Genomic DNA, 26,006 nt, shown 5'->3' with positions numbered 1-26,006 from the left:
TAAAAGACTTCGCAGTCCTCCGGATAAAAACACTTTTGTTGCAGTACTAAAATTGTTTTATTTTTTGAATGCAAACAAAAACCGAATAAGTAGTAATTTAGTTATATTTGTTGTCTTATAAAAAAACCAAATTGTGACTTCAATTAACAAGTTAAAAATATTCAATGATCCCATTTATGGCTTCATTTCAATTCCGAATGAGCTCATATACGACTTAATTCAGCATCCCTATTTTCAGCGTTTGCGACGTATTTCGCAAATGGGACTCTCGTATTTGGTTTATCCCGGTGCCAATCACACCCGTTTTCATCATGCTTTGGGCTGTATGCATTTGATGCAAAAGGCGGTAGAAACACTTCGTTTTAAAGGAGTAGTGGTTTCGCCTGAAGAAGAGAATGCCTTGTATATTGCAATTTTATTACACGATATCGGTCATGGTCCATTTTCACATGCTATGGAAAAAAGCATAGTCGAAGATGTCAATCACGAAGCCATTTCATTGCTGTTTATGAATCAGTTAAACGAGGAATTTGACGGAAGATTGAGTTTGGCAATTCAGGTTTTTAAAGGAGAATACCACAGAAAGTTCATGTTGCAATTGATCTCAAGTCAATTAGACATGGATCGTATGGACTATTTAAAACGTGATAGTTTTTACACCGGAGTTGCGGAAGGAAATGTCAATTCGGAGCGATTGATTCAAATGATGAATGTGGTGGATGGTGTTTTGGTAATTGAAGAAAAGGGAATTTACTCTGTTGAAAAATTCCTGCTTTCAAGACGATTGATGTATTGGCAGGCCTATTTGCATAAAACTAGTCTGGTAGCGGAATTAATTCTAATGAAAGTTTTAAAGAGAGCTAAAGAATTGGTACTAAAAGGACAGTCATTGCCTTGCAGTGAACCCCTTTTGTATTTTATGAAAAACAAAATTACACTCGAAAATTTCGATGCTGAAAAGTTAGATTTATTTTCTCAACTGGACGATTTTGATATTATAAGCGCTTTAAAAGCCTGGCAGAAACACGACGATTTTATATTGTCTACTTTAAGCAAAATGATAATTAACAGAGATTTATTAAAGATAAAACTCAGTGCAGATAAAATTCCGATGGAAGAATCTCAGTCTTTAAAAGAAGAATTTGCACAAGAACATAATGTTTCCTTATTAGAGGCAGGTTATTTTATTTTCAGAGGAAAAATAAAAAATCAGGCTTACAGCAAAGAAGCAGAGCCTATACGAATTTTGAAAAAAGATAAAACAATTGAAGATGTTGTCGAAGCTTCTGATCAGTTGAATTTGAAGTCGTTATCTAAATTGGTAACAAAATATTACATCTGTTTTCCAAAACAACTTATCTAAAATTAACATTTAAAATCTATTTTTTATATTTTTGTCGCGATGAAATTTACAGCAGAACAAATAGCAGGAATTTTAGATGGAGAAGTTGTTGGGAATCCCCTTGCAGAAGTTTCTCACTTATCTAAAATCGAAGAAGGTGAGGAAGGGTCGCTGACTTTTTTAGCTAATCCAAAGTATATCAATTACATATACACAACAAAAGCAACGGTAACCATTGTTAACGATAGTTTTACACCCGAAGCAGAAATTACGACAACTTTAATAAAAGTAGAAGATGCCTATGCCTCTTTTTCCAAACTATTACAGTTTTACAATCAGGTAAAATTGAATAAAAACGGAATTGAAGCAAACTCTTTTATCTCTGAAGGCACTAAATATGGCGAAAATCTATACTTAGGCAGCTTTAGTTATATAGGACAGAATGTGGTCTTAGGAGACAACGTAAAAATTTACCCAAACAGTTTTATTGGCGATAATGTTGTTATTGGCGATAATGTCTATATTTTTGCCGGCGCTAAAATATACTCTGAAACTATAATTGGGAATAATTGTACGATACACTCCGGTACTATTATCGGGGCTGATGGTTTCGGTTTCGTTCCAGATGAAGAAGGAGTATTCAGTAAAGTACCGCAAATCGGGAATGTGATTCTGGAGGACAATGTAGATATTGGCGCCAACACTACAATTGACAGAGCTACACTTGGTTCTACAATTATTAGAAAAGGAGTTAAATTAGACAATCAGATTCAAATCGCACACAATGTAGAAATTGGTAAAAATACCGTAATTGCAGCGCAAACAGGTGTTGCCGGTTCTACAAAAATTGGCGAAAATTGTATGATTGGTGGGCAGGTTGGTATAGCAGGCCACTTAACTATTGGAAACAATGTGAGAGTTCAGGCACAATCCGGCGTTGCCAGAAATATTAAGGACGACGAAGTTTTACAAGGAAGTCCAACCTTTAGTTTAAGTGATTTTAGTAAATCGTATGTTCATTTTAAGAACTTACCTAAAATCGTAGCCGAACTGGAAGAATTAAAAAAACAAATAATAAACCCAAAAAATGGAAATAATGGTTAAACAGAAGACCATCAAAAATGAAATTTCACTAACAGGAGTTGGATTACACACTGGTAAAGAAGTTACAATGACTTTTAAACCAGCTCCAATTAATAATGGTTTCACTTTTGTAAGAGTAGATTTGCAAGGTCAACCAGTCATTGAGGCTGATGCTAATTATGTTGTTAATACACAAAGAGGCACAAATCTTGAAAAATTAGGAGTTAAAATTCAAACTCCGGAACATGTTTTAGCTGCTTTAGTTGGATGTGATTTGGATAATGTTATTATAGAATTAGATGCTTCAGAACTGCCTATTATGGATGGTTCTTCAAAATATTTTGTTGAAGCAATAGAAAATGCAGGAATCGAAGAACAAGACGCTAAACGTAATGTTTATGTAGTAAAAGAAGTTATTTCATTTACTGATGAAGCTACAGGAAGCGAAATCTTGGTTATGCCAAGCGACGATTATCAAGTTACTGCAATGGTAGATTTTGGGACTAAAGTATTAGGTACTCAAAATGCAACTATGAAAAGTATTGCTGATTTTAAAGACGAAATTTCAAATTCAAGAACCTTTAGTTTCTTGCACGAATTAGAATCTTTATTAGAAAACGGATTAATTAAAGGGGGTGATTTAAACAACGCCATTGTATATGTAGATAAAGAAATTTCTGATGCTACAATGGAAAATTTAAAGAAAGCCTTTGGTAAAGATAAAATTTCAGTAAAACCGAATGGTGTTTTAGACAATCTCACTTTACACTATCCTAATGAAGCTGCACGTCACAAATTATTAGATGTAGTAGGTGATTTAGCTTTAATTGGTGTTAGAATTCAAGGGAAAATTATCGCGAACAAACCTGGTCACTATGTGAACACTCAGTTTGCTAAGAAAATTGGAAAAATCATTAAAATTGAACAAAGAAATCACGTTCCTGTTTATGATTTGAACAAAGAGCCTTTGATGGACATTCACAAAATCATGGCCATGTTACCTCACAGACCTCCGTTTTTGTTGATCGACAGAATCATTGAAATGTCTGATCGTCATGTGGTAGGTTTGAAAAATGTGACTATGAACGAAAACTTTTTCGTTGGACATTTTCCTGAAGCACCGGTAATGCCGGGAGTTCTAATCGTTGAAGCAATGGCACAAACAGGAGGGATTTTGGTTCTAAGTACCGTTCCGGATCCGGAAAACTACTTGACTTATTTCATGAAAATTGATAATGTTAAGTTCAAGCACAAAGTATTGCCGGGAGATACCTTAATTTTCAAGTGCGAATTGATTTCTCCTATCAGAAGAGGAATTTGTCATATGCAGGCAAACGCATACGCAAACGGAAAATTAGTTACTGAGGCAGAATTAATGGCGCAAATTGTAAAAAAACAATAATAGTTTAATCAAAATTATTGTTTAGGTTTGTTGCCCAAATCAGACTATTTTAATTTAAAATATAAAACAGACAGATGAATCAACCATTAGCTTATGTTCATCCTGGCGCTAAAATCGCTAAAAACGTTGTAATTGAACCCTTTACAACAATCCACAATAATGTTATTATTGGTGACGGTACATGGATCGGTTCAAATGTGACCATTATGGAAGGCGCTCGTATCGGAAAAAATTGTAATATTTTTCCCGGAGCTGTAATTTCTGCTGTGCCACAAGATTTAAAATTTGGCGGAGAAGATTCTTTGGCTATTATTGGTGACAATTGTACGATCAGAGAATGTGTAACCATCAATAGAGGAACTGTTGCTTCAGGGCAAACGACTTTAGGAGACAATTGTTTGGTTATGGCTTACGCGCATATTGCTCACGATTGCGAAATTGGTAATAACGCTATTATTGTAAACGGAGTTGCCTTGGCAGGTCACGTGGTAGTGGGTAACCATGCTGTAATTGGAGGCTTAGCAGCTATTCATCAATTTATCCATATTGGAGATCACGCTATGATTTCCGGTGGTTCTTTGGTAAGAAAAGATGTACCACCTTATACAAAAGCAGCAAAAGAACCGTTATCATACGTGGGAATCAATTCGGTTGGTTTAAGAAGAAGAGGTTTTAGCACCGATAAAATCAGAGAAATTCAGGAAATTTACAGAATTTTATACCAAAAAAATTACAATACAACACAGGCTTTAAGCATTATTGAAGCCGAAATGGAAGCCACTCCTGAGAGAGATGAAATTCTTGATTTTATCAGAAATTCATCAAGAGGAATTATGAAAGGTTATTCAGGTAATTACTAATTTAAGATCTTAGATTTTAGAGTGTAGAATTTTAGATAATGAAATTCTACACTCTAAAATCCAAAAAGACAGATTGATTCTTTTCAGAGAATCTAAAATCTGAACTCTTAAATCTAAAATATAAAAAAGGGAGATTGGTTCTTTTTATAAGAATCTAAAATCTACATTCTTAAATCTAAAATATAAAAAAATGGCATCTACATCAGATATTAGAAACGGATTGTGTATTAAATTCAATCACGATATTTATAAAATTGTTGAATTTCTTCACGTAAAACCTGGTAAAGGTCCTGCTTTCGTAAGAACAAAATTGAGAAGTTTAACTACAGGAAGAGTATTAGACAATACCTTTTCTGCAGGACATAAAATTGATGATGTGCGCGTAGAGACGCACAATTACCAATTTTTATATGCTGAAGGAGATGAATTTCATTTTATGAATACAGAATCTTTCGAGCAAATTTCTTTGAATAAAAACATCCTGGATGCTCCGGGATTATTAAAAGAAGGAACAAGTGTAATGGTTCAGGTAAATACTGAAACAGATTTACCTTTATCAGTAGACATGCCATCTTCTGTAATTCTTGAAGTTACTTATGCTGAGCCGGGAGTTAAAGGAAATACAGCTACTAATGCAACTAAATCTGCTACTGTAGAAACGGGTGCAAATGTAAACGTTCCTTTGTTCATCAACGAAGGAGATAAAATTAAAATTGATACCGCTTCAGGTTCTTACATGGAGCGTGTAAAAGAGTAGTATATTAATTAGATAATGGGATAATGTGTCAATGAGATAATTAAATTTATTATCTTCTAACCAGCACATTATCCCATTATCCAATTGGCAAATTATCTAATTAAAAAATATGAAATTTCCAAAAGTTCACTCTTTACAAGAAATTGCAAATTTGCTTGAGTGCGAATTTATAGGCGACCAAAACTTCCCCGTTTTAGGCATGAATGAAATACATGTTGTTGAACCAGGAGATATTGTTTTCGTTGACCACCCCAAATATTACGATAAAGCTTTACAATCGGCGGCTACAATTGTTTTAATCAACAAAAAAGTAGATTGCCCGGAAGGAAAAGCACTTTTGATCTCTGATGATCCTTTTAGAGATTTTAATACCCTGACCAAACACTTTAAACCTTTTCAATTTGCTAACGTAGCGGTTTCCGCTTCTGCTACCATTGGAGAAGGAACGCACATTCAACCTAATAGTTTTGTTGGAAATCATGTAAAAATTGGAAAGAATTGTTTGATTCATTCTAATGTTTCTATTTATGATCATACCGTTATTGGTGATAATGTAATTATCCATGCCGGAACGATTCTAGGTGCTGACGCTTTTTATTACAAAAAACGTCCAGATGGTTTCGATCAGTTGATTTCAGGCGGTAGAGTTGTGATTGAAGACAATGTTGGTATCGGTGCCCTTTGTACAATTGACAAAGGTGTTACAGGAGATACTACAATCGGAGAGGGGACTAAAATTGACAATCAGGTGCATGTTGGACACGATTCTGTAATTGGCAAAAAATGTCTGATCGCTTCACAAACCGGTATTGCCGGCTGTGTTGTTATTGAAGACGAAGTAACAATCTGGGGACAAGTGGGCACCACTAGTGGTATCACGATCGGAACTAAGGCTGTTATTATGGGACAAACAGGTGTTACAAAATCGGTTGAAGGAGGGAAATCTTATTTCGGAACTCCAATCGAAGAATCAAGAGAAAAATTGAAGCAATTAGCCAATATCAAAAAGATCCCCGAAATTCTAAATAAATTGAAGTAATATGTCTATAAAAGAATTTGTTCAAAAATTTTATAAGTCCGATGCCTTGATTGATAGCGAAATCATGAAAATCTATCTGCATCCGGAAGTCTTGTTAGATTGGAATAGCAGTAAAGGGCTAATTTTGATGAATTATGATTCTTTACTAGGAATGGCCAATGAATTGAGTCGTGCTTATGTGCGGTCTAAAGTCCGAATAAGCCATATTATTGCCGAAGATGATTTAGTATCAATACGTTATTCTCATTACGTTAAAACGATTGAAAACCCAAGAGAGGAGATGTTGTTGGCTCATTTTTCTACCATTTGGCAGATTAAAGACGACAAATTATATCGAGGATTCCAAATGAGTCAATTTTCTTAATATTTTTTGATGACAAAAAGGGTATAATACATTACAAAACCTTATTTTTGCATCACAATTTTAAAAACTACATAAAATATATATCATGAGTGTTTTAGTTAATAAAGATTCCAAAATAATTGTTCAAGGATTTACAGGTAGCGAAGGAACTTTCCACGCTTCTCAAATGATTGAGTACGGTACTAATGTTGTTGGTGGTGTTACTCCTGGAAAAGGTGGAACTAGCCATTTAGATCGTCCGGTTTTTAATACCGTAAAAGACGCTGTAGAGCAAGCTGGAGCTGATACATCTATCATTTTTGTTCCGCCGGCTTTTGCTGCTGATGCAATTATGGAAGCTGCTGATGCTGGAATTAAAGTAATTATTGCTATTACTGAAGGAATTCCTGTTGCAGATATGATTAAAGCAAATAATTATGTTAAAGAAAGAAATTCCAGATTAATCGGACCAAACTGTCCAGGTGTTATTACTCCGGGAGAAGCTAAAGTTGGTATTATGCCAGGTTTCGTTTTCAAAAAAGGAACTGTTGGTATCGTATCTAAATCAGGAACTTTAACTTACGAAGCTGCTGATCAGGTTGTAAAACAAGGTTTAGGAATTACTACTGCTATCGGAATTGGTGGAGATCCAATTATCGGAACTACAACTAAAGAAGCTGTTGAATTATTAATGAACGATCCTGAAACTGAAATTATCATCATGATTGGTGAAATTGGAGGTCAATTAGAAGCTGATGCTGCTAAATGGGTAAGAGCTGATGGTAACCGTAAACCAGTTGTTGGTTTTATCGCCGGAGAAACTGCTCCTGCTGGTAGAACAATGGGTCACGCAGGTGCTATTGTTGGTGGTTCTGATGATACAGCTGCTGCTAAAAAACAAATTATGAGAGACAACGGAATTCACGTTGTTGATTCACCAGCTGAAATTGGTAAAAAAGTAAAAGAAATACTTGGATAATCTCCAAATATTCAAAATAACAAATTCCAAAAAAGTCTCAATTCGTGTTGAGACTTTTTTACATTTTTAAAAAGAGGATAAATTAAAGCTTAGCAGCTTAGTTTCTCAGAAACTTAGACGCTTAAAAAGAGAGATATGAACAAAGAATTAGAAAAGTTTAAAGTAAGCAATAGCTTTACTTTTACTGTAGAAGATAGCCTAGAACAAGCTTGTAACGCACCGGAATCAGGAGCAGGAGTTTTTGTTGTTTACGCTGTTGAAGGAGATGCAAAAGAGTTAATTATGGTTGGTTCTACCGGAACTGTTCAGAATGACGGAACTCTAAAAAGCAAAAATGGCGGTTTATACGACAAAATCGTAAACGGACACCAATTTGCAAAAACAGGTAGAAAATATTCTTGGCCTGCACAAATGAAATTAGAAAACATCACTGCTCTGGAAGTGGTTTGGTATGAGACTTTTACTGCAGAAGTAAAAGGAATTCCAACAACTGTAGAAGGACAAGTTTTACAAAATTTCTTAGATGCAAATGGAAAATTACCTAGATGGAATGTAGCTTTCTAAGGCATTCTATTCTTAATACAATTTGATTTAAAGTCTTACTATTTGTTTAGTGGGACTTTTTTTTTGCTCTATAATTAATTTGCAATACATAGTGATTAAACCGTTTGTGTTTTCAGTTTTTTTTTAATCTTTTGCCACGAATTGCACCAATTTGCTCGAATTATTTCTTTGCCACAGATTTCAAGAAAGGACGTCTGTGACTTTGACAAAGAGTTGCTAACTTGGTACATCTATGAGCGAGAAAAATACCACAGATTAACAGATTAAAATGATTTATAAAATCTGTGTAAATCCTTTTAATCAGTGGCAAAATAATGAAAATGGTCACGAAAACGAGGAATCTAAACAACTTATTTTTTAATAACTTAAAAAGAGTTAAATAGAATTTTTAGGATTAAAATGGGTTTCTTCTTTTTCACTTTTTTCAACACTACCTATCCTTAATTTTTACTACTCTGCAACTTTCAGTCTTGATCCAAAATTACAGCCAATTCAGTAAAGATCTAAGGCAAAATATCCAAAAAGAACGATTGAATTATTTCTTCGAAAAGTACAAAACAAAATTCAGCAGAAACATTTAGCGATTTTAGTTGATTAAAGAATAAGTTGTAGTAAAATCTCACAATTAAAAAAAAGTAAAAAAAAATGGTTGCGTCCCAAAATAGTTAAAACTTCGTTAAAATAAAGGCGTAGAGACGGTTTTCCTGTATTAGGAAACCGTCTCTTTTTTGTAAAAAAATTGGTTTTAAATTTTTGCTTTTATACATTTAGAGCATTAAGTTAAAAGATAATGTTAAAAAAGTATCTTCTTGATATTAACTAACGGTACTCTTTATCAATAATTCTATGCCAAAACCAAGTTATGAAAACCAAAATTTTACAAACCCCATTTGATGACATTACGCTTTGGACTAACCTGAAAGAAGGCGATGAGAAATCATTTTCATTACTATTCGAAAGGTATTACAGAGATTTGGTTAATTACGGTAATTCACTTTCTCCCTTTGCAGAGAAAGTTCAGGATTGCATACAAGATGTGTTTACTGATGTATGGGTCTACAGGAACAGCTTGCAAGGTTCTGTAGTTGTAAAAGCTTATTTATTATCAAGTGTTCGTAAAAGAATTGCACGTTTACACGAAAGAGATCACATCTTTCGCAAAGCGGCTAGCACTGATTCTGTTGCTTTTTTATTGAAATTTTCGGTAGAGCATGAACTTATCGACGATGACGATGATACTACAAGAGCAAAAGTGACGCATTTAAATGAATTATTAAATAATCTTCCGGTAAGACAAAAAGAAGCCTTGTATCTTAGATACCATCAGGGACTTACAGTTGAACAAATCGCAGAAATGCTGGATGTCAATTATCAGTCTGCAAGTAATCTCTTGTACCGCGGTTTACTTACGCTTCGCAAGGAATGGAAAGGTACTTTTTCTATAATTACACTACTATCCTCAAGTACTTTTTAATTTTATTTTTAAAAATATAAAAAAAATCACAATTTGGTGAGTATATAATAAGAGTACTGTCCTCTATGTCTTTGTAACCTCAAATACAGATGCAAGAACGTAGTACATATACCGAAATAGAAGATTTTTTATCTGACAAATCATTCCAGTCCTGGATCCTCTCTCAAATTGACGAGGACGGTTGGGAAGAATGGACTTTAGAAAATCAGCAACGTGCGAAATTGGTTGAAGATGCAAGATTGTTTTTGCTTGCAATGAAGGCTCCAAATTCAGAATTATCCAATTCCGATATTCACAAAGCGTTGCAGGATACCTGGAGCAAAATTGAAAAAAAAGAGAATCAAATTGATTCCACTCAAAACAATACATTTAGTTTTCTAAAAAAATATTTTTTAGCTGGAGTTGCTGCCGCATTATTTTTTTGCTTAATGTCGGTTTGGTTTTACAAAAGCACTTCAAGCACAAGTCATGAAGTTGTTACCTACAACGAACTAATTGATGACAATAAAGAAGGATTGGTGGAACAAACAAATAATTCCAGCAAACCTCAAATCATCACATTATCAGATGGAAGTTCCGTTTTATTACAACCCAATAGTAAATTAAGTTATCCTAAAATCTTTACCGGAAACGAAAGAAAGGTGTATTTGTCCGGCGAAGGTTTCTTTGAAATTAGTAAAAATCCTAAAAAGCCTTTTTTCGTTTACGCAAACGAAATTGTTACAAAAGTTGTTGGAACCAGCTTTAGGGTTAAAGCTTATTCCGATCAGCCAAATGTAGAAGTTCTCGTTCGCACCGGTAAAGTTAAGGTTAAATCGAATGAATTAGTATCGATGTCGGATAGGGAGGTCGTTTTACTCCCTAATCAGGCATTGCGTTTTCAACGAAGTGATTTAACTTTTAACAAAATCACCAATATTACTCAGGACAAAACATTGGTAAGCAGTGTTGGTAATATCGAACAATTAAGTTTTGAATTTACCGACATACCGGTCGCTCAAATTTTTGAAACAATCGAGCAGGCTTATCTGATTGATATCGATTATCCAAAAGACAAATTAAAGGAGTGTCATCTTACCACTTCGCTTAGCGATCAGCCTCTGACGGAGAAGTTAAGAATTGTATGCAAAAGTATCGGTAATAATACCAGCTTTGAAATGAATGGAAACCAGATTATCATACTATCTGAAGGATGTAATTAATCTATTTTTTGTACTAAAGTCTTCATGGCTTTGAGAAATTATTTTTCGCTGAATAATCCCATAGAAAAATAAAAATAGATAAAGGATTTCTTTAAATAGAACAAGTTTAAAAACAACCAAAACCAAAATAAAATAACCAAAAAAAACAAAAGAATGCCTATGTAAATAGTAGAATGCAAAAAAAAAGTGTCGAAATGCTGTAACATTATCGACACTTCATTAAAGTTGAATTGTTCTCTGTAAAGAATAATTCAGTCGTTTCTTAGAATACGCACGAAACAGTATTAATCAAAACAAACCAAAATTATGAAAAAACCAGTTGTTAAACAACGATTACTCCATCGAATCATGAAAATAACACTATTTCAGTTTGTCTTAGCACTTATCTTTTCAAGTGTTGCTATGGCAAACGATATAAATGGACAAAAGAAACTAGACACCAAAGTTACAATTACAGTTGAAAATTTAACTTTGGATAACGCATTGTCTAAACTTGCAAAATCGGCTCAGGTTAAGTTTTCTTATAATTCAAGAATAACACAACTCAACCAAAGAGTTAGTATAGAAGCGAATGATGAGACCTTATCGGCAATTTTGTCGAGAATTCTGGAACCCTTAAATATTTCATACGCTGAAATTAGCAATCAGATTATATTGCAAAAAAGCAGCAAGAATATTTTTTCAGGTGCAGAAACTCCGGCTTCATTATTTGATGTTCTGGTTCCGGGACCAATCATTAGAGGTAAAGTTACGGACCCAAGTGGAGTTCCGTTACCAGGTGCAACCGTATTGGCTAAGGGATCAAAAGTAGCTGTATTGACGGACTTTGATGGTAATTTCTCTATCGAAATGCCGGCAAATAGTACCGCTTTAGTAATTTCTTATGTTGGTATGGAGACTAAAGAAATTGGAATAACGAATACTACCCCAACTATTGTTTTGAACGAAGCAGGACAGAACTTAAAAGAGGTTGTAGTAACTACCGGTTACGAAAAAACATCAAAAAGAACTTTTACAGGAGCGATCAGTAAAATTTCGGGTACTGAATTAAAAGTAGACGGTGTTGTAGATATCAGTAGAATGATTGAAGGAAAAGCGGCGGGTGTAACGGTTCAGAACGTTACCGGAACATTTGGTACTGCTCCTAAAATTACAGTTCGTGGATCTTCTTCCATTTTTGGTGATACAAAACCATTATGGGTTATCGATGGTGTGGTACAAGAAGATATCATCAACATTTCATTTGCAGATTTAGCTTCAGGAAACTCTGAAACTTTGTTGAGTTCTGCAGTTGCGGGATTAAACTCAAATGATATCCAAAGTATTGAAATTTTGAAAGATGCATCAGCTACTTCAATCTATGGTTCAAGATCATTAAATGGAGTTGTAGTTGTTACAACAAAACAAGGACGTAGAGATTCTCCTTTAAAAGTAAGTTATTCTGTTGAAAATACAGTTAGAACAGTTCCAAGTTACACACAGTACGATATTTTAAATTCTCAGGAGTCTATGAGTATTTTAAAAGAAATGGAACAAAAAGGTTTTCTTGATATGCCATCAACTCTTCAGGGTAGATATGGTGGGGTTTACAATATTCTTTCAAAAGAAATTAACACCTACAACACATCAAATGGACAGTTCGGGGTTAGAAACGAGCAACCTTATATGAATCAGTTTCTGAAAAAATACGAATTAGGAAACACAGATTGGTTCAAAGTTTTATTCAGACCTTCAATTACACAAAATCACTCTTTAAGCTTTTCAGGTGGTGGAAAAAACAATACTTTTTATGCATCATTGGGTTATTACACAGATCCGGGATGGACAATTGCTGACAGTGTAAAACAATTATCATCGAATATTAAAGGAACTTTTTATGTAAACGACAGATTGAACATCACGTTGTCTACCTTAGCTTCTGTTCGTGATCAAACCGCTCCGGGAAGTTACGAAAGCCAACAAGATGTTGTATTCGGTAACGTAACCAGAGATTTTGATATCAACCCGTTCAATTATGTTCTAAGTACGAGCAGAACACTTCGTCCTTATAATGATGCAGGTGGATTAGAGTACTACAGAAACAACTGGGCTCCAATGAATATTATTAACGAATTGCAAAACAATGTTTTAGAAATTAAAGTAAAAGATATCCGTTTTCAATTGGATTTAGATTATAAAATCAACAAACATTTAAGTTATAATCTTACAGGTTCTGCGCGTTATGCCAATACTTCAAGAGAGCACAAAATTTACGAAAATTCAAATGTAGTAGGAGCTTACAAAGCGGGTACAGAATATGGTGCAGATGGCGCAAACACAATCGTTAGAGACGCTAACATCTTTTTATATAAAGATCCGAACGATTTAACAGCACAACCAATTTCTGTATTACCTAATGGTGGATTCTTAAGAAAATTCACTAACGACCTGACTTCTTACAATATCAGAAACAGTGTGACGTACAGAAATACTTTGAATGAAAAGCATGAATTAGAAGGCTTTTTCGGTACAGAGCTAAGATCTTTGGACAGAAACAGTGATAATTTTACTGCTGCTGGACTTCAATACGACAGAGGATTAACAGCTTTTACTGATCCAAAACTTATTGAAAAAATTATTAATGAAGGAAACTCTTACTATGGATTAAGTGCTGAAAGAGAAAGAACAGTTGGTTTCTTTGGTAAAGTAGGATATACATATGATCGTCGTTATACAGGATCGATTACAGGTCGTTATGACGGATCAAACAGACAAGGAAACAGTGGTTCTTCAAGATGGCTTCCAACTTATACTTTTAGTGGAAAATGGAATGTTGCTGAAGAAAAATTCATGAAAAATGTAGAATCTATCAATAATTTAGCTTTAAGAGCATCTTATGGACTTACCGCTACAGCCGGTCCAGCAACTAACTCATTAGCGATCTACAAAAGTTTTATTACAGACCGTCTAGGTATTCCAGACAGAGAAACAGGAATTGATATTGAGCAGTTACAAAACTCTGATTTGACTTGGGAAAAACAGTACGAAACCAACATCGGTGTTGATTTAGGAATGTTTAATAACAGAGTTCAATTTACAACAGACGTTTATAGCCGTAAAGCATTTGATTTAGTTGATTTTGTTGTTACTTCAGGAATTGGAGGACAAAAAATCAAGCAAGGAAATAATGCTAATATGGAAACTAAAGGTATTGAGATTGGTTTTACTACTCAAAACATTGTTACAGATAAATTTAAATGGTCAACAACACTTAATTTCTCTGTGTTCAACCAAAAGATTACAAAATTAGAAAATCAACCTACAGCATTTGATTTAGTTGATGGAAATGGAGGAAATGCTCTTGGTCGTCCTAGAAATTCAATCTATTCTTACCAATTTACAGGTTTAAATAATCAAGGATTACCAACTTTCGTAATGCAGGACGGTGAAGATGATAAAGTAACAGGAGCTAATTTTCAGGATACTGAAAATGTTACTAAGTACTTGAAATACGAAGGTTCAATCGAGCCAAACAAATCAATTGGTTTAGCCAATACGTTTACATACAAAAGCTGGTCATTATATGTGTTTTTCGTAGGATCAGGTGGAAACAAAGTTCGTTTAAACCCGGCATTCAGCAGTCAATACGATGATTTAGCTGTGTTTACAAAAGATTTCACGAATCGTTGGATCAATCCTGGTGACGAACAACGTACAGACGTTCCGGTTATTGCTGACAAACGTTTGATTACAAATTATGGTGGAGTTAATACGCTTGGACGTGCTTACAATACTTATAATTATTCTGATGTTAGAATTGCAGATGGTGATTTCATAAGACTAAAAAATGTTTCACTTAGCTGGGAATTCCCTAATGATTTCAAGAAAAAATTAGGTGTAAGTACCTTTACATTAAAGGGTTCAGCAGTTAACCCTTGGTTGATCTATTCTGACAAGAGATTAAACGGACAAGATCCTGAATTCCGTAATACAGGAGGTGTAGCTTTCCCAATTACAACACAATACAGTTTTACTTTAAACCTTTCATTTTAATATAGTTGATTATGAAAAACATAAAATATATAAAAATAACCGCTGCCTTATTACTGCTCGTTGGTGTTAGTAGCTGTGATGATTTTTTGTCAGAGGTTCCCGATAACAGAACTCAAATAGATACACCTGAAAAAATATCCGAGCTATTGGTTAATGCATACCCGCTGGCTTCTTATATGGATTTGGGAGAAACAATGTCTGATAACGTTGCCGATGCTGAATTAAATAACGCCAGTGTAAAAAGTACACAAAGTTACTATTGGGAAATGCAAGACGAGACCAATATAGATACTCAGGCTAATTATTGGGATGCTTGTTACAGAGCTATTGCGCATGCTAATCAGGCTTTACAGTCCATTAAAGAACTAGGAAATCCGACTAGCTTAAATCCTCAAAAAGGAGAAGCTTTATTAGCAAGAGCATACTCTCATTTTATGTTGGTTACCTTTTGGTCAAACCGATATAATCCGGCTACTGCTGCAACAGATTTAGGGGTTCCTTATGTTACAGAACCGGAAACAGAATTACTGAAAAGTTATAAAAGAAATACAGTAAAAGAAGTTTTTGATTTCATTCAACAAGATATTGAAGAAGGATTGAGATACGTATCGAATAACTATAAAGAGCCAAAGTTCCATTTCAACAAAGAAGCAGCCAAAGCATTTGCCAGCCGTTTCTATTTAATAAAAGGAGATTGGGATAAGGTACTTGAAGTTTCAAGCGGATTAGGATCTAAACCAGTTGGCAAACTAAAAGATTATGTTACTTTGTCAAGTTTAGCTCCGGATATTCAATTTATCGAATACAGTAAATCTTCTCTTACGTCAAATTTATTAATTGGATCACCAAATACATTAGTCGGAAGATCTGCAAATGGTAGTAATTTTTATTTGACAGATGAGAAACAAAGAGAACTTTTTAATGGAACGAATCCATTTGGAAAAGCTTGGCTTTTTGATTTTTACAGCTACAACAGCAGCAGTACTTTATTTACACCAAAATTTGAAGAGTATTTTAAATATACAAATCTAACAGCTAATATTGGAATTGCTTATTGTGGAATCGTACTTTTGTCTAATGATGAGTTTTACTTAAACCGTATTGAGGCACTTGTTATGAAAAACAGAATTGCAGATGCCAACACAGAATTAGAATACTTTTTAGGAACAAGAACAGCCGGATACAATGCCGCAACAGATAAACTTACTGAAGCAGATGTTGTAGCAGGATACCCTGTAATTGCAGATGAGTTAACACCGTTCTATACCATGACAGCAGTACAAACTTCTTACATTAAAGCGCTTACCGAAGCGAGAAGAAGAGATTTTGTTCATGAAGGATTAAGATGGTTTGATGTAAAACGTTTCAATATTGTTGTAAGCCGTGAAGATCAGGGCAAACCTGTAAACACTTTGGTTAAAGACGATAAACGAAGAGCATTACAAATACCGCTAAGTGCATCAAACTACGGCGTAGAAAAAAATCCTAGATAAATTTTTATTAAATTTAAGATACTATGAAAATATTTAAAATATATAGAACGATGATGCTTGTTGCAGGAGTTTTAACTTTTGCAGCTTGTGCTCATGAAGATCAACCTAAGGAAAGTCAATTGGATTTTTCACCTCTTCCAAAAACGGAGCTAGACAAATGGATCACAACAAATTACCTGGATCCCTATAATATTAACGCACAATACTTATGGAATCAGAATAAAGTCGATAACAACAGATTTCTTTTTCCTCCATTAGTAGATAAAGTTAAACCAGCTTTAAATATCGTTAAACAAATCTGGATCGATAGTTATTCAGAAATTGGAGGGGCTGATTTTGTAAAAATCCTTGCACCAAGAGAAATTCTTTTGGTTGGTGGAGTAAACTCAAATTCAAACGGAACCAGAACACTTGGTATCGCAGACTCAGGTCAAAGAATCACCCTTTTTGAAGTAGATTATCTGAATCAAAAAAACAGAGACAATGTTACTGAATTCATCCATACCATTCAGCATGAGTATGTTCACATTCTAAATCAAAACAAACCTTTTGATGAACAGGCCTGGCAAAAAATTACCCCAGGTGATTATACCGGAACATGGCATTTAGAAGTACTACAAAATTCAAGAAATTTAGGTTTTGTTACGAACTACGCAAGAAACAATATCACCGAAGATTTTGCTGAAACGGCTTCTATTATTTTGACAAGTTCAATAGCAGAATATGACGCGCTTCTTGCCAGTATTACAAGCGATGACGGAAGAGATAAATTGAAAAGAAAAGAAGCAATCGTAGTGCAATACTACAAAGATGCTTTTGGAATTGACTTTTATGCTTTAAGAGATGCAGCGCAGAGAAATACAACTAATGTCGTGAATAACTAAGTGTCCGTTAATGTATAATTAAAATAGTAATATTATGAAACTAAAAAATATATTTAAGTACTCGATGTTTGCTTTTTTAGCGATGTCTTTGGGTGCTTGTACCAATAATACAGACGCGGAAAAAATCTTTGACAAAACTCCGGTCGAACGAATAGACGCACAAAAAAGTGAGTTGAGAACAGCCTTGCTTTCTTCAGAATTTGGCTGGAAAGCAGTGTATTTTACAGATGATACCCAATTGGGAGGTTTTACCCATTTGTTTAAATTTGCTGCCGACGGAAAAGTACAAATGGCATCCGATTTTAATGCCGATACAAAAACGTACGAAAGCCAGTTTGATGTAGTACTGGGAAGTACGGTTAGTGTGGTATTTACTACCTTTAACAGAATACATCTTTTGTCAGATTCTAACAATTTTCCAACCGCAGCTTTGAGAGGAAAAGGATATTTAGGAGATTTCCAGTTTTTATACTACGGACAACAAGCCAATGGTGATATTCTTTTTAAAAGCAACAGATTGGTTAGAGATGTTCGTTTTGTAAAAGCAACTGCTCAGGACTGGGCCGATTTACCTAAGAATACAGTATCACAACAAAATTTAATAGGAAATAGCAGTAGCCCGCTTTTCAGATTGTTGGAAACTAACGATGGCACAACCACTAAAAAGTATAGCTTTTCTGTTTCGCAAGCAAGCAGATATTCCATTTCAACCGCTTTAGACGGATCTGGAGATGTCATCAGAACAGGAGTTGCTTATACGCCAACAGGAATCACTGTTAGCCCAGCTGTAGTTGTTGCAGGTCAAAAACTAACCGACTTTACCTATAATGATACCGATAAAAGTTTCACCGCTACCGGAACAGGAGGAGTAACAGCTTCGATAAAATTCTCTAACGAACCTTTGAGCTTAACAGACGATTACAAACTATTACTGCCTGGAAGCGGAAATAATGTATACGGTTATATTTACACCATAACAAAAGGTGAAGCAGCAAACTCTCAGTTATTCCTGACTTTATTAAATGATTCAGAACAAGCTGCAGGAGCAATGCTTACAAGGGTACAACTTTGGTTTAACAATGCAGATGGAAGTAATTATATTGAGTACAGATTCGGAAATGCTAGTGGAGCCACTATTGCCCGAAGATACCACTACTTTACTTTAACAGCCGATGCCACAAAGAAAACGGTTACATTTACCCCAGGTGTTTGGAAATCAACCGCTACTGCAGCAGCACCAGCAATTGCAGCGCCATCTTTCCTAAAAACACTGGATGATCAATTCATGAACCCTCAAGGTCTTTATTTTGCTAAGACACCGGTTTCAGGTTATAGTGCTTATACTTTTACGAGTACATCAACTCCTTTTAGAATGGTTGCATACTCATTCCAATAATTAACTTAAAACAGAGAAAGGTCGTCTCAAATTAGAGACGACCTTTTTATTTACATAAGACATTATTTATTAATATGTGAATGCCATTAGCCTTGTTTTAATAGATACTCAATAGTATTAATTGTTAAAAAAAACTTTATTCATGACAAAACTAAAAAAAGGTAGCGAAAACAAATTTTTAAGTTTAGTATGTTCTAAATTCTTTTCATTTGCATTCATTACCACATTAATTCTAACAATTCTTTATTCCTGCTCCTCTGGAGACGAATCCATAACTAAATCGGGTACAAATCAAACCACGACTCAATCTTCAAAGAATAAAAAAACGGATAAATCTTTGCGAGTTTTGCCAATTCATGTTGAACAAAATCTAAATTCATTTTCCCAGCAAATCTTCTTATCTGTCGAAAGTATGGAAGTTGCATTAAACAAAAATACCTATGTAGGCTTTAACACTGAAGCAATGCAAATGTTAAATGCTGCACAAACTGAAAATGATTTGAGGATAGTTTTTGAAAAAGCTGGAATAGCAAATAGCCAAGAAGTCATTAATATTCTAAAAAAAAATATTGCAATTCAACAAGCTTTTATCATTGAAAACCCAATGTTTTTCAGTCTTACTTTAGAAGAACAAGTACAATTTCTAAACAGTAGTATCACATCAGCTGAAGATAATTATGATTCAAAAGTAATTATACCTTCTTACGGCGTAGTTGCAGGACCAAATTGCGGAGGTGCCTTTAATACAAGTATAAGGAGATGCGCTGGTGATTTCGGAACATGTGCAGTATTTGCTGTTGCAGGTGCATACGCAGGACTAGCCCCTGGATTATTAGCCGCAGCATATTGTATGGTAACTAAAATAAGCTGTGATAGTAGGGCGAAGGAAGATTATAAGGCATGTGCATTTACTCGCTCTCATCCAGACGAACCAAAACCTCCGACTGGAAAAATAACAACGAATTGTGACAAAGACAGTTGTTGGACGACAGATTCTAATGGTAAATATATAGAAAGAACAAATTAATATTTAAAATAAGCATTGTGAAAAAGTATCTTACATCAGTAAATACCGTGTTTTTTTTATGGGGTATTATACTTATAGCAATATCAGAACTTTACCCAGACTTTACCCGATATTATTTGTACTTGTCCATAATAGTGATCATTCCTGTAATGATTGTTAATCTCATAAAACAGAGAAAAGATGACAAAATCAATAACACTACACTGTTTCAGTCCTCTATTTACAGGATGCTAATTTTAGCGGTGGCAGTGACAATTTTGTTTTTTGCAACAAAGCAAAATCATATATTTTAGTTTTTTTTTATTTTATTTTGAATTAAGGCAGCTCGCTTTTGAGCTGCTTTTTTTAAGGAAAAAATTAAAATATATGACTTTGTTCTTTATTTAAAAACAGCAGAAAAGACAATTAGAATACGTTTTATGTCTGAAACTCAACGGACACAAAATGATTGAGAAAACCAACTATTAACAACCAATTTTATTATGTTAAAAACTTTTTTAAATTTTTCAGGAATCGAAGTATTAAGCAGCGAAGAGCTGAAAAGCCTAAACGGGAACGGTAGCGGAGGAATAAGATGTACGGTGCCATGGTCGCCCTTTACATACAACGGACCTTGTATCATGCTCCCACGTGAGGAAGAGGTAATACCACTATGCACCGTGACAATAGACGGTATAATTTGTTAATACTGTTTTAAAATGAAAAACGCTGACAGAATAATGCAGCGTTCATATTAGATTGATAGCTAAAAAATTAACCAAAAAACCAACTATGTTAAAGACTATCTTAAATTTAGAAGGAGCTAGACTTCTAAATGACGAAGAACAAAAAAACATTACGGGAAAAGGTCCTAATGACCCAAAACCTGTAGAAAAATGTAAAACCTATGCTCCTCCGGGCGCTAATCGTATAGACTATCCGTTCTATCCATGTGCAGACATTATACGTGAGAATCCATTTCCTATAGATGATCCTTGTGTTGGACTTGGATGTTAATTAAGTTTATTTAAAAAACAAAAATACCGTTTCAAAATTTGGAACGGTATTTTTATTTTCAGCGAACAATTAAGTACTTAAGAAGAGGGAGACCATAAATTATACGATTGTTATTTTTTTAAAAAGGGAATTATCATATATTTGACAAGTCATTTATAGCGCTGCCAGAAATGAAAATCTTTTTTGTGTTTTTCTTCAAAAACAGAAACGAGAGAATCGATAACAGGAACAGCTACAAATAAATATTAAATTTAATTTTGAATATGAAATTACTAGAAGGAAAAGTTGCCATCATTACAGGCGCTAGTCGTGGAATTGGAAGAGGAATTGCAGAAGTTTTTGCTAAACATGGCGCAAATGTTGCCTTTACATACAGTTCATCTGTAGCTTCAGCAGAAGCTTTAGAAGCTGAATTGAACAGTTTAGGAGTTAAAGCCAAAGGATACCAATCTAATGCAGCTGATTTTAATGAGGCTCAAACTTTTGTCGAAGCAGTTTTGGCTGATTTCGGAACGGTAGATATTTTAATTAACAACGCCGGAATTACAAAAGACAATTTGTTAATGCGTATGTCTGAAGCTGATTTCGATCAGGTAATTGATGTTAATTTGAAGTCTGTTTTTAATATGACAAAAGCAATTCAAAAAACTTTCCTAAAACAACGCGCAGGTTCAATTATCAATATTAGTTCAGTAGTAGGGGTATCCGGAAATGCGGGACAAACCAACTATGCAGCTTCAAAAGCAGGTGCAATTGGATTTACAAAATCGGTAGCACTTGAATTAGGCTCTCGTAATATTCGTTGCAACGCAATTGCTCCAGGATTTATCGAAACAGAGATGACAGCAAAATTGAACGAAGATGTAGTAAAAGGATGGAGAGAAGGAATTCCTTTAAAACGTGGCGGAACTACTGAAGATGTTGCCAATGCTTGTTTATTCCTGGCTTCAGATATGAGCGCTTACATCACAGGACAAGTTTTAAATGTTTGTGGAGGAATGTTAACTTAAAAAAGTTCCGGTCCAGATTTCAGTTTTTACTGAAGACTGAAAACCGTCACCGAATACTATAAATATGACTACAAACACGATTCTATTATTGTTGCTTTCTTTAGTAATAGCTGGTGCTTTGTCGTATTTTCAATATTTTTATAAAGCCAAAAGCAATTCAAAAGTGAATTTGTTTTTGGCTTTTTTGCGCTTTTTGACCATTTTTGCGATACTCCTTTTATTGATTAATCCGATTGTAACCAAAAATACTCTTGAAGTAACCAAAACACCTCTGGCAATCGCAGTAGACAATTCCAGTTCGATTCCGGTTTTAAAATCAGACAAAAAAGCAATCGAATTGTACCAGGATTTAGTTTCAAACCCTGCACTTCAGGAAAAATTTGAAATTCAGTCTTATCAATTTGATGCAGATTTAAAACCTTCCAAACAATTTGATTTTAAAGGAAAACAAACGAATTTAGATGCCATTGCCAAAAACTTAAAAAGCATCAACAGGAATACTATTTTTCCAACGGTTATTATTACAGATGGAAATCAAACCACCGGAAATGATTATGTGTATCGTTTTGATCCAATAAACAAGGTTTATCCGGTAATTGTAGGTGATACGACCACTTTTTTTGATTTAAAAATCAATCAGTTAAATGTAAACAAATACGCTTTTCATAAAAACAAATTCCCTGTAGAAGTTTTTCTTCAGTATTCCGGAACTAAAAATACGACAGCCGATTTTTCTATTGTTCAGGGAAGCAGTGTTATTGCTAAAGAAAAAGTTTCTTTTTCACCGTCCAAAAAAACAGCAACAATCAATTTACTTTTACCCGCTGATAAAGTTGGACTGCAAGTTTTTAAAGCGAGTATTTCTTCTAATGAAAAAGAGAAGAACAGCTACAACAACATCAAGAACTTCGCAGTTGAAGTAATGGATCAAAAGTCAACAATAGCGATTGTTTCGGCAATAAACCATCCTGATATTGCTGCTTTGAAACGTTCTATTGAGTCTAATGCGCAACGCAAAGTAATACTAGTAAGACCTAACGAAATCAATTCATTACAAGATGTTTCCGTTTTGGTTTTATATCAACCGACAACCGCTTTTAAAGCCATTTTCGACACTAATAAGTTGGCAGGCACAAATACCTTTATTATTACAGGAACTAACACTGATTTTAATTTTTTAAATCAGCAGCAGTCTAATTTGGTCTTCAAAATGAGCGGCCAGAAAGAAGATTATCTAAATGAGTTTCAATCGCAGTTTAATTTATTTGCCATTGATAATATTGGTTTTGAAAATTTCCCGCCTTTGCAAAATTTATTTGGGACCATAACCACTAATGGAAATGTTTCGGTTTTACTTTCTTCAAAAATCAGAAATGTAAGTACCAATGCACCATTGTTGGCTTTCGCTGAAAATCAAGGCAAACGAACGGCTTATCTTTTAGGAGAAAACAGTTGGAAATGGCGTTTACAAAGTCATGTAGACCATCAGTCTTTTGAAAAATATGATGTTTTTATCGATAAAATAGTTCAGTTTTTAGCTTCATCAACCTCTAGAAAATCATTGGTGGTCACACACGAAAGTTTCTATAATTCAGGCGAAGCAATTGCCATCAATGCGCAATATTTCAATAAAAATTATGAGTTCGATGAAAAAGCAAGACTTACGATCAGCGTAACAAACGCAGCAACGAAACAAACTAAAAACTACGATTTACTAAAAGGAAACAATTCTTTTTCTGTAAATTTGGATGGATTAACGGCAGGTAAGTATAATTTTTCTGTAAAAGAATTAAACACCAATACCAGTTACTCCGGACATTTTGAAATTTTAGATTTTGATATTGAAAAACAATTTGTAAATCCTGATGTTTTAAAATTAAAACAATTGGCTCTACAAACCAATGGAAAAGCCTTTTTTGAAGATCAGTCAGCAGAATTGATAAAAACACTTTTAGAAAATAAAGAATACAAATCGATCGAAAAAAATATTGCAACAAAAACACCTCTTATTGATTGGATTTGGCTACTAATTATACTTGTTGCTCTACTGACAACCGAATGGTTTGTTAGAAAATACAATGGATTATTATAAGGTAAGCTCTGAGTGACAAAGGTTTTAACAACGCCCAACCTGAAACTTGAAACTTAAAACTTGAAACAAAATTAACCTAACACCTTTCCAGAATGGACTTCAGGCTAAAAGTATTCTACACTGTCGCTTTAAGGCTTAACTTTACAAAAGCCGCAACGGAATTGTATATTACACAGCCCGCAGTTTCTAAACACATTCAGGAACTCGAAGAAACCTATAAAACAAAACTTTTTGAACGAAACGGGTCCAAAATAGCCTTAACTCCAGCTGGCGATATGCTACTGCAGCACACTAAAAGCATCTTTGAAATCTATCGCAAAATTGATTTTGACATGAGTGTTTTTGCCAGTAACCGTCAAGGTTTACTGCGTTTAGGGTCGAGTACCACAATTTCACAATATATTATTTCTCCTGTTTTGGCGCAATTTCATCAAAAGCAGCAAGAAATAAAAGTCAATTTGCTTAATGGTAACACTGAGCAAATAGAAAATGCCTTAATTAACAAAGAAATTGAAATTGGAATTGTGGAAGGACAGTCAAAAAACCAGTCCATCAAATACATTCCATTTTTAAAAGACGAATTGGTTTTGGTTTGCAACAGTCAAAATCCTATGGCTCAGCAGAATGAAATTTCATTAAATGATCTGAAATCAATGAAATTCATTACCCGAGAACGTGGCTCAGGAACACTTGAAGTTATAGAATATGCTTTAAGACAAGTCAATTTAAAAATAACCGATTTACAATTCGAAATGCAATTAGGAAGTACCGAAAGTATAAAATCCTATTTATTTAATTCTGATTGTTTTGCCTTTATGTCAATACATGCAGTAGGTAAGGAGTTAAAAAACAATGAGCTAACAGTCTTGGATGTAGAGAATTTAACCATTGAAAGATACTTCTATATCATTACATTAGTCGGAAAATCAGACCCTTTATCAGAGCTATTTATTCAAAGTATGTCAGCTTACTATAACCTGAAGTTATAGTCTATTGTAATTTACGATTGGTGATTTTAATAGAATCGTCAGATCTTTGCTGAGTAATTAATAAGTATATTATTTTGAAAACGCAAGAACATTCAACACCGCAATTATTAGAAGTTAGTATTTACTTTCAACAGGCCGTATTTGCCCTGGTTATTATTCTGTGTATATTCTCCATTATTTCTCCACCTGTCGCATTGTTACTAGGCGTTCTTATTGTTAACGTTTTTGGGAATCCTTTTTTAGCTTTCAATCATAAAGCCATTACATTTCTATTGCAATTTTCTGTTGTAGGTCTTGGTTTTGGAATGAATGCTGCCAGCGCCATTTCAGCAGGAAAAGAAGGCTTTCTATTAACCATACTCTCTATCTTCAGTACTTTGATTTTCGGTATTCTCTTAGGAAAGTGGCTTAAAATCGAAAAGAAAACGTCACATTTAATTTCTTGCGGAACTGCAATTTGTGGTGGTAGCGCCATTGCAGCAGTAGCTCCAGTCATCAAATCAAACGAAAATCAGACTTCAATTGCTTTGGGAGTCATTTTTATATTGAATTCTGTCGCTTTATTTCTTTTCCCTTATATTGGTCATCAACTTGATTTATCACAAAAAGAATTTGGTTTATGGTGCGCTATTGCGATTCATGATACCAGCTCTGTAGTTGGAGCAGCGAATAGATACGGGGCTGAAGCCTTGCAAATTGCTACAACAGTAAAATTAGCAAGAGCTTTATGGATCATTCCAATTTCAATTTTCACTGCTATTGCATTTAAAAACAAAAACAGTAAGATCAAAATACCTTATTTTATCGGACTGTTTATTGTAGCCATGCTTTTAAACACTTATGTCCCTTCAACAGCCATTGTGGCTCCGCATATCGTAAGCATCGCAAAAATTGGTCTAACAATGACTTTGTTCCTTATTGGCGCAACTCTAAATATAAAAACGCTCAAAGCGGTAGGAGTAAGGCCATTGCTGCAAGGTGTTTTCCTTTGGATCTTTATTGCCATTTTAGGATTGACCACCATTGTATACCTGAATTAAGA

General features: G+C 34.4%; 21 protein-coding genes. All 21 read left to right on the top strand.

The features are described from left to right. Nucleotides 1–133: 133 nt before the first annotated feature. Complete coding sequence (locus ACHRV5_RS00635) at nucleotides 134–1,363, top strand: HD domain-containing protein (protein WP_395425362.1); 1,230 nt, start codon at nucleotides 134–136, stop codon at nucleotides 1,361–1,363. A gap of 39 nt (nucleotides 1,364–1,402) precedes the next feature. Continuing rightward, nucleotides 1,403–2,446, top strand: a complete 1,044-nt coding sequence (lpxD, locus tag ACHRV5_RS00630) for a UDP-3-O-(3-hydroxymyristoyl)glucosamine N-acyltransferase (protein ID WP_047775116.1) — start codon at nucleotides 1,403–1,405, stop codon at nucleotides 2,444–2,446. Then, on the top strand, nucleotides 2,439–3,827 hold the full coding sequence (locus ACHRV5_RS00625; RefSeq protein ID WP_047775377.1) for a bifunctional UDP-3-O-[3-hydroxymyristoyl] N-acetylglucosamine deacetylase/3-hydroxyacyl-ACP dehydratase: 1,389 nt from the start codon (nucleotides 2,439–2,441) through the stop codon (nucleotides 3,825–3,827). The genes lpxD and ACHRV5_RS00625 overlap by 8 nt, the downstream gene beginning before the upstream one ends. 74 nt (nucleotides 3,828–3,901) lie before the next feature. Beyond that, nucleotides 3,902–4,687 (top strand): acyl-ACP--UDP-N-acetylglucosamine O-acyltransferase, encoded by a 786-nt coding sequence (gene lpxA / locus ACHRV5_RS00620; RefSeq protein ID WP_047775114.1) that lies wholly within the window; start codon nucleotides 3,902–3,904, stop codon nucleotides 4,685–4,687. A gap of 190 nt (nucleotides 4,688–4,877) precedes the next feature. Beyond that, nucleotides 4,878–5,444: an elongation factor P gene (gene efp, locus ACHRV5_RS00615; RefSeq protein ID WP_047775112.1), complete on the top strand. Its 567-nt coding sequence runs from the start codon at nucleotides 4,878–4,880 to the stop codon at nucleotides 5,442–5,444. A gap of 109 nt (nucleotides 5,445–5,553) precedes the next feature. After that, a complete protein-coding gene (locus ACHRV5_RS00610; RefSeq protein WP_047775111.1) occupies nucleotides 5,554–6,483 on the top strand; it encodes a UDP-3-O-(3-hydroxymyristoyl)glucosamine N-acyltransferase in 930 nt (309 codons plus the stop codon). 1 nt (nucleotide 6,484) lies between these two features. Continuing rightward, on the top strand, nucleotides 6,485–6,847 hold the full coding sequence (locus tag ACHRV5_RS00605) for a hypothetical protein (protein ID WP_047775109.1): 363 nt from the start codon (nucleotides 6,485–6,487) through the stop codon (nucleotides 6,845–6,847). A gap of 85 nt (nucleotides 6,848–6,932) precedes the next feature. Continuing rightward, nucleotides 6,933–7,805, top strand: coding sequence for a succinate--CoA ligase subunit alpha (gene sucD / locus ACHRV5_RS00600; protein ID WP_047775108.1), 873 nt, complete (start codon nucleotides 6,933–6,935; stop codon nucleotides 7,803–7,805). A gap of 135 nt (nucleotides 7,806–7,940) precedes the next feature. Beyond that, a complete protein-coding gene (locus ACHRV5_RS00595; RefSeq protein ID WP_395425361.1) occupies nucleotides 7,941–8,369 on the top strand; it encodes a hypothetical protein in 429 nt (142 codons plus the stop codon). An 862-nt stretch (nucleotides 8,370–9,231) separates the two neighbouring features. Beyond that, nucleotides 9,232–9,843, top strand: coding sequence for an RNA polymerase sigma factor (locus ACHRV5_RS00590; RefSeq protein WP_395425360.1), 612 nt, complete (start codon nucleotides 9,232–9,234; stop codon nucleotides 9,841–9,843). Between the two features lie 89 nt (nucleotides 9,844–9,932). Then, on the top strand, nucleotides 9,933–11,045 hold the full coding sequence (locus ACHRV5_RS00585) for a FecR family protein (protein WP_047775100.1): 1,113 nt from the start codon (nucleotides 9,933–9,935) through the stop codon (nucleotides 11,043–11,045). Nucleotides 11,046–11,351: 306 nt separating this feature from the next. Next, complete coding sequence (locus ACHRV5_RS00580) at nucleotides 11,352–15,077, top strand: SusC/RagA family TonB-linked outer membrane protein (protein WP_053004213.1); 3,726 nt, start codon at nucleotides 11,352–11,354, stop codon at nucleotides 15,075–15,077. A gap of 11 nt (nucleotides 15,078–15,088) precedes the next feature. Further along, nucleotides 15,089–16,570, top strand: a complete 1,482-nt coding sequence (locus ACHRV5_RS00575; protein ID WP_395425359.1) for a RagB/SusD family nutrient uptake outer membrane protein — start codon at nucleotides 15,089–15,091, stop codon at nucleotides 16,568–16,570. Between the two features lie 23 nt (nucleotides 16,571–16,593). Continuing rightward, nucleotides 16,594–17,454 (top strand): putative zinc-binding metallopeptidase, encoded by an 861-nt coding sequence (locus ACHRV5_RS00570; RefSeq protein WP_395425358.1) that lies wholly within the window; start codon nucleotides 16,594–16,596, stop codon nucleotides 17,452–17,454. A gap of 34 nt (nucleotides 17,455–17,488) precedes the next feature. Continuing rightward, nucleotides 17,489–18,850, top strand: a complete 1,362-nt coding sequence (locus tag ACHRV5_RS00565; protein WP_395425357.1) for a DUF4302 domain-containing protein — start codon at nucleotides 17,489–17,491, stop codon at nucleotides 18,848–18,850. 142 nt (nucleotides 18,851–18,992) lie between these two features. Then, complete coding sequence (locus ACHRV5_RS00560; RefSeq protein WP_395425356.1) at nucleotides 18,993–19,877, top strand: hypothetical protein; 885 nt, start codon at nucleotides 18,993–18,995, stop codon at nucleotides 19,875–19,877. A 771-nt stretch (nucleotides 19,878–20,648) separates the two neighbouring features. Further along, entirely contained in the window at nucleotides 20,649–20,873 is a 225-nt protein-coding gene (locus tag ACHRV5_RS00555; RefSeq protein ID WP_047775091.1) for a hypothetical protein, read from the top strand. A gap of 263 nt (nucleotides 20,874–21,136) precedes the next feature. Continuing rightward, complete coding sequence (gene fabG / locus ACHRV5_RS00550) at nucleotides 21,137–21,883, top strand: 3-oxoacyl-[acyl-carrier-protein] reductase (protein ID WP_047775088.1); 747 nt, start codon at nucleotides 21,137–21,139, stop codon at nucleotides 21,881–21,883. A gap of 64 nt (nucleotides 21,884–21,947) precedes the next feature. Then, nucleotides 21,948–23,975: a hypothetical protein gene (locus tag ACHRV5_RS00545; protein ID WP_395425355.1), complete on the top strand. Its 2,028-nt coding sequence runs from the start codon at nucleotides 21,948–21,950 to the stop codon at nucleotides 23,973–23,975. 92 nt (nucleotides 23,976–24,067) lie between these two features. Next, nucleotides 24,068–24,964: a LysR family transcriptional regulator gene (locus tag ACHRV5_RS00540; RefSeq protein WP_395425354.1), complete on the top strand. Its 897-nt coding sequence runs from the start codon at nucleotides 24,068–24,070 to the stop codon at nucleotides 24,962–24,964. Nucleotides 24,965–25,038: 74 nt separating this feature from the next. Then, the gene (locus ACHRV5_RS00535) at nucleotides 25,039–26,004 is read left to right on the top strand and encodes a YeiH family protein (RefSeq protein ID WP_395425353.1); all 966 of its coding nucleotides are present in this window, start codon (nucleotides 25,039–25,041) and stop codon (nucleotides 26,002–26,004) included. Nucleotides 26,005–26,006: the final 2 nt, after the last annotated feature.

The sequence above is a fragment of the Flavobacterium sp. FlaQc-52 genome (genome assembly GCF_044007495.1).
GTDB classification, from domain to species: Bacteria; Bacteroidota; Bacteroidia; order Flavobacteriales; family Flavobacteriaceae; genus Flavobacterium; species Flavobacterium cupriresistens.
Note: the sequence above shows the minus strand (reverse complement) of the source record. Positions and strands in the feature narration are given on the sequence as shown.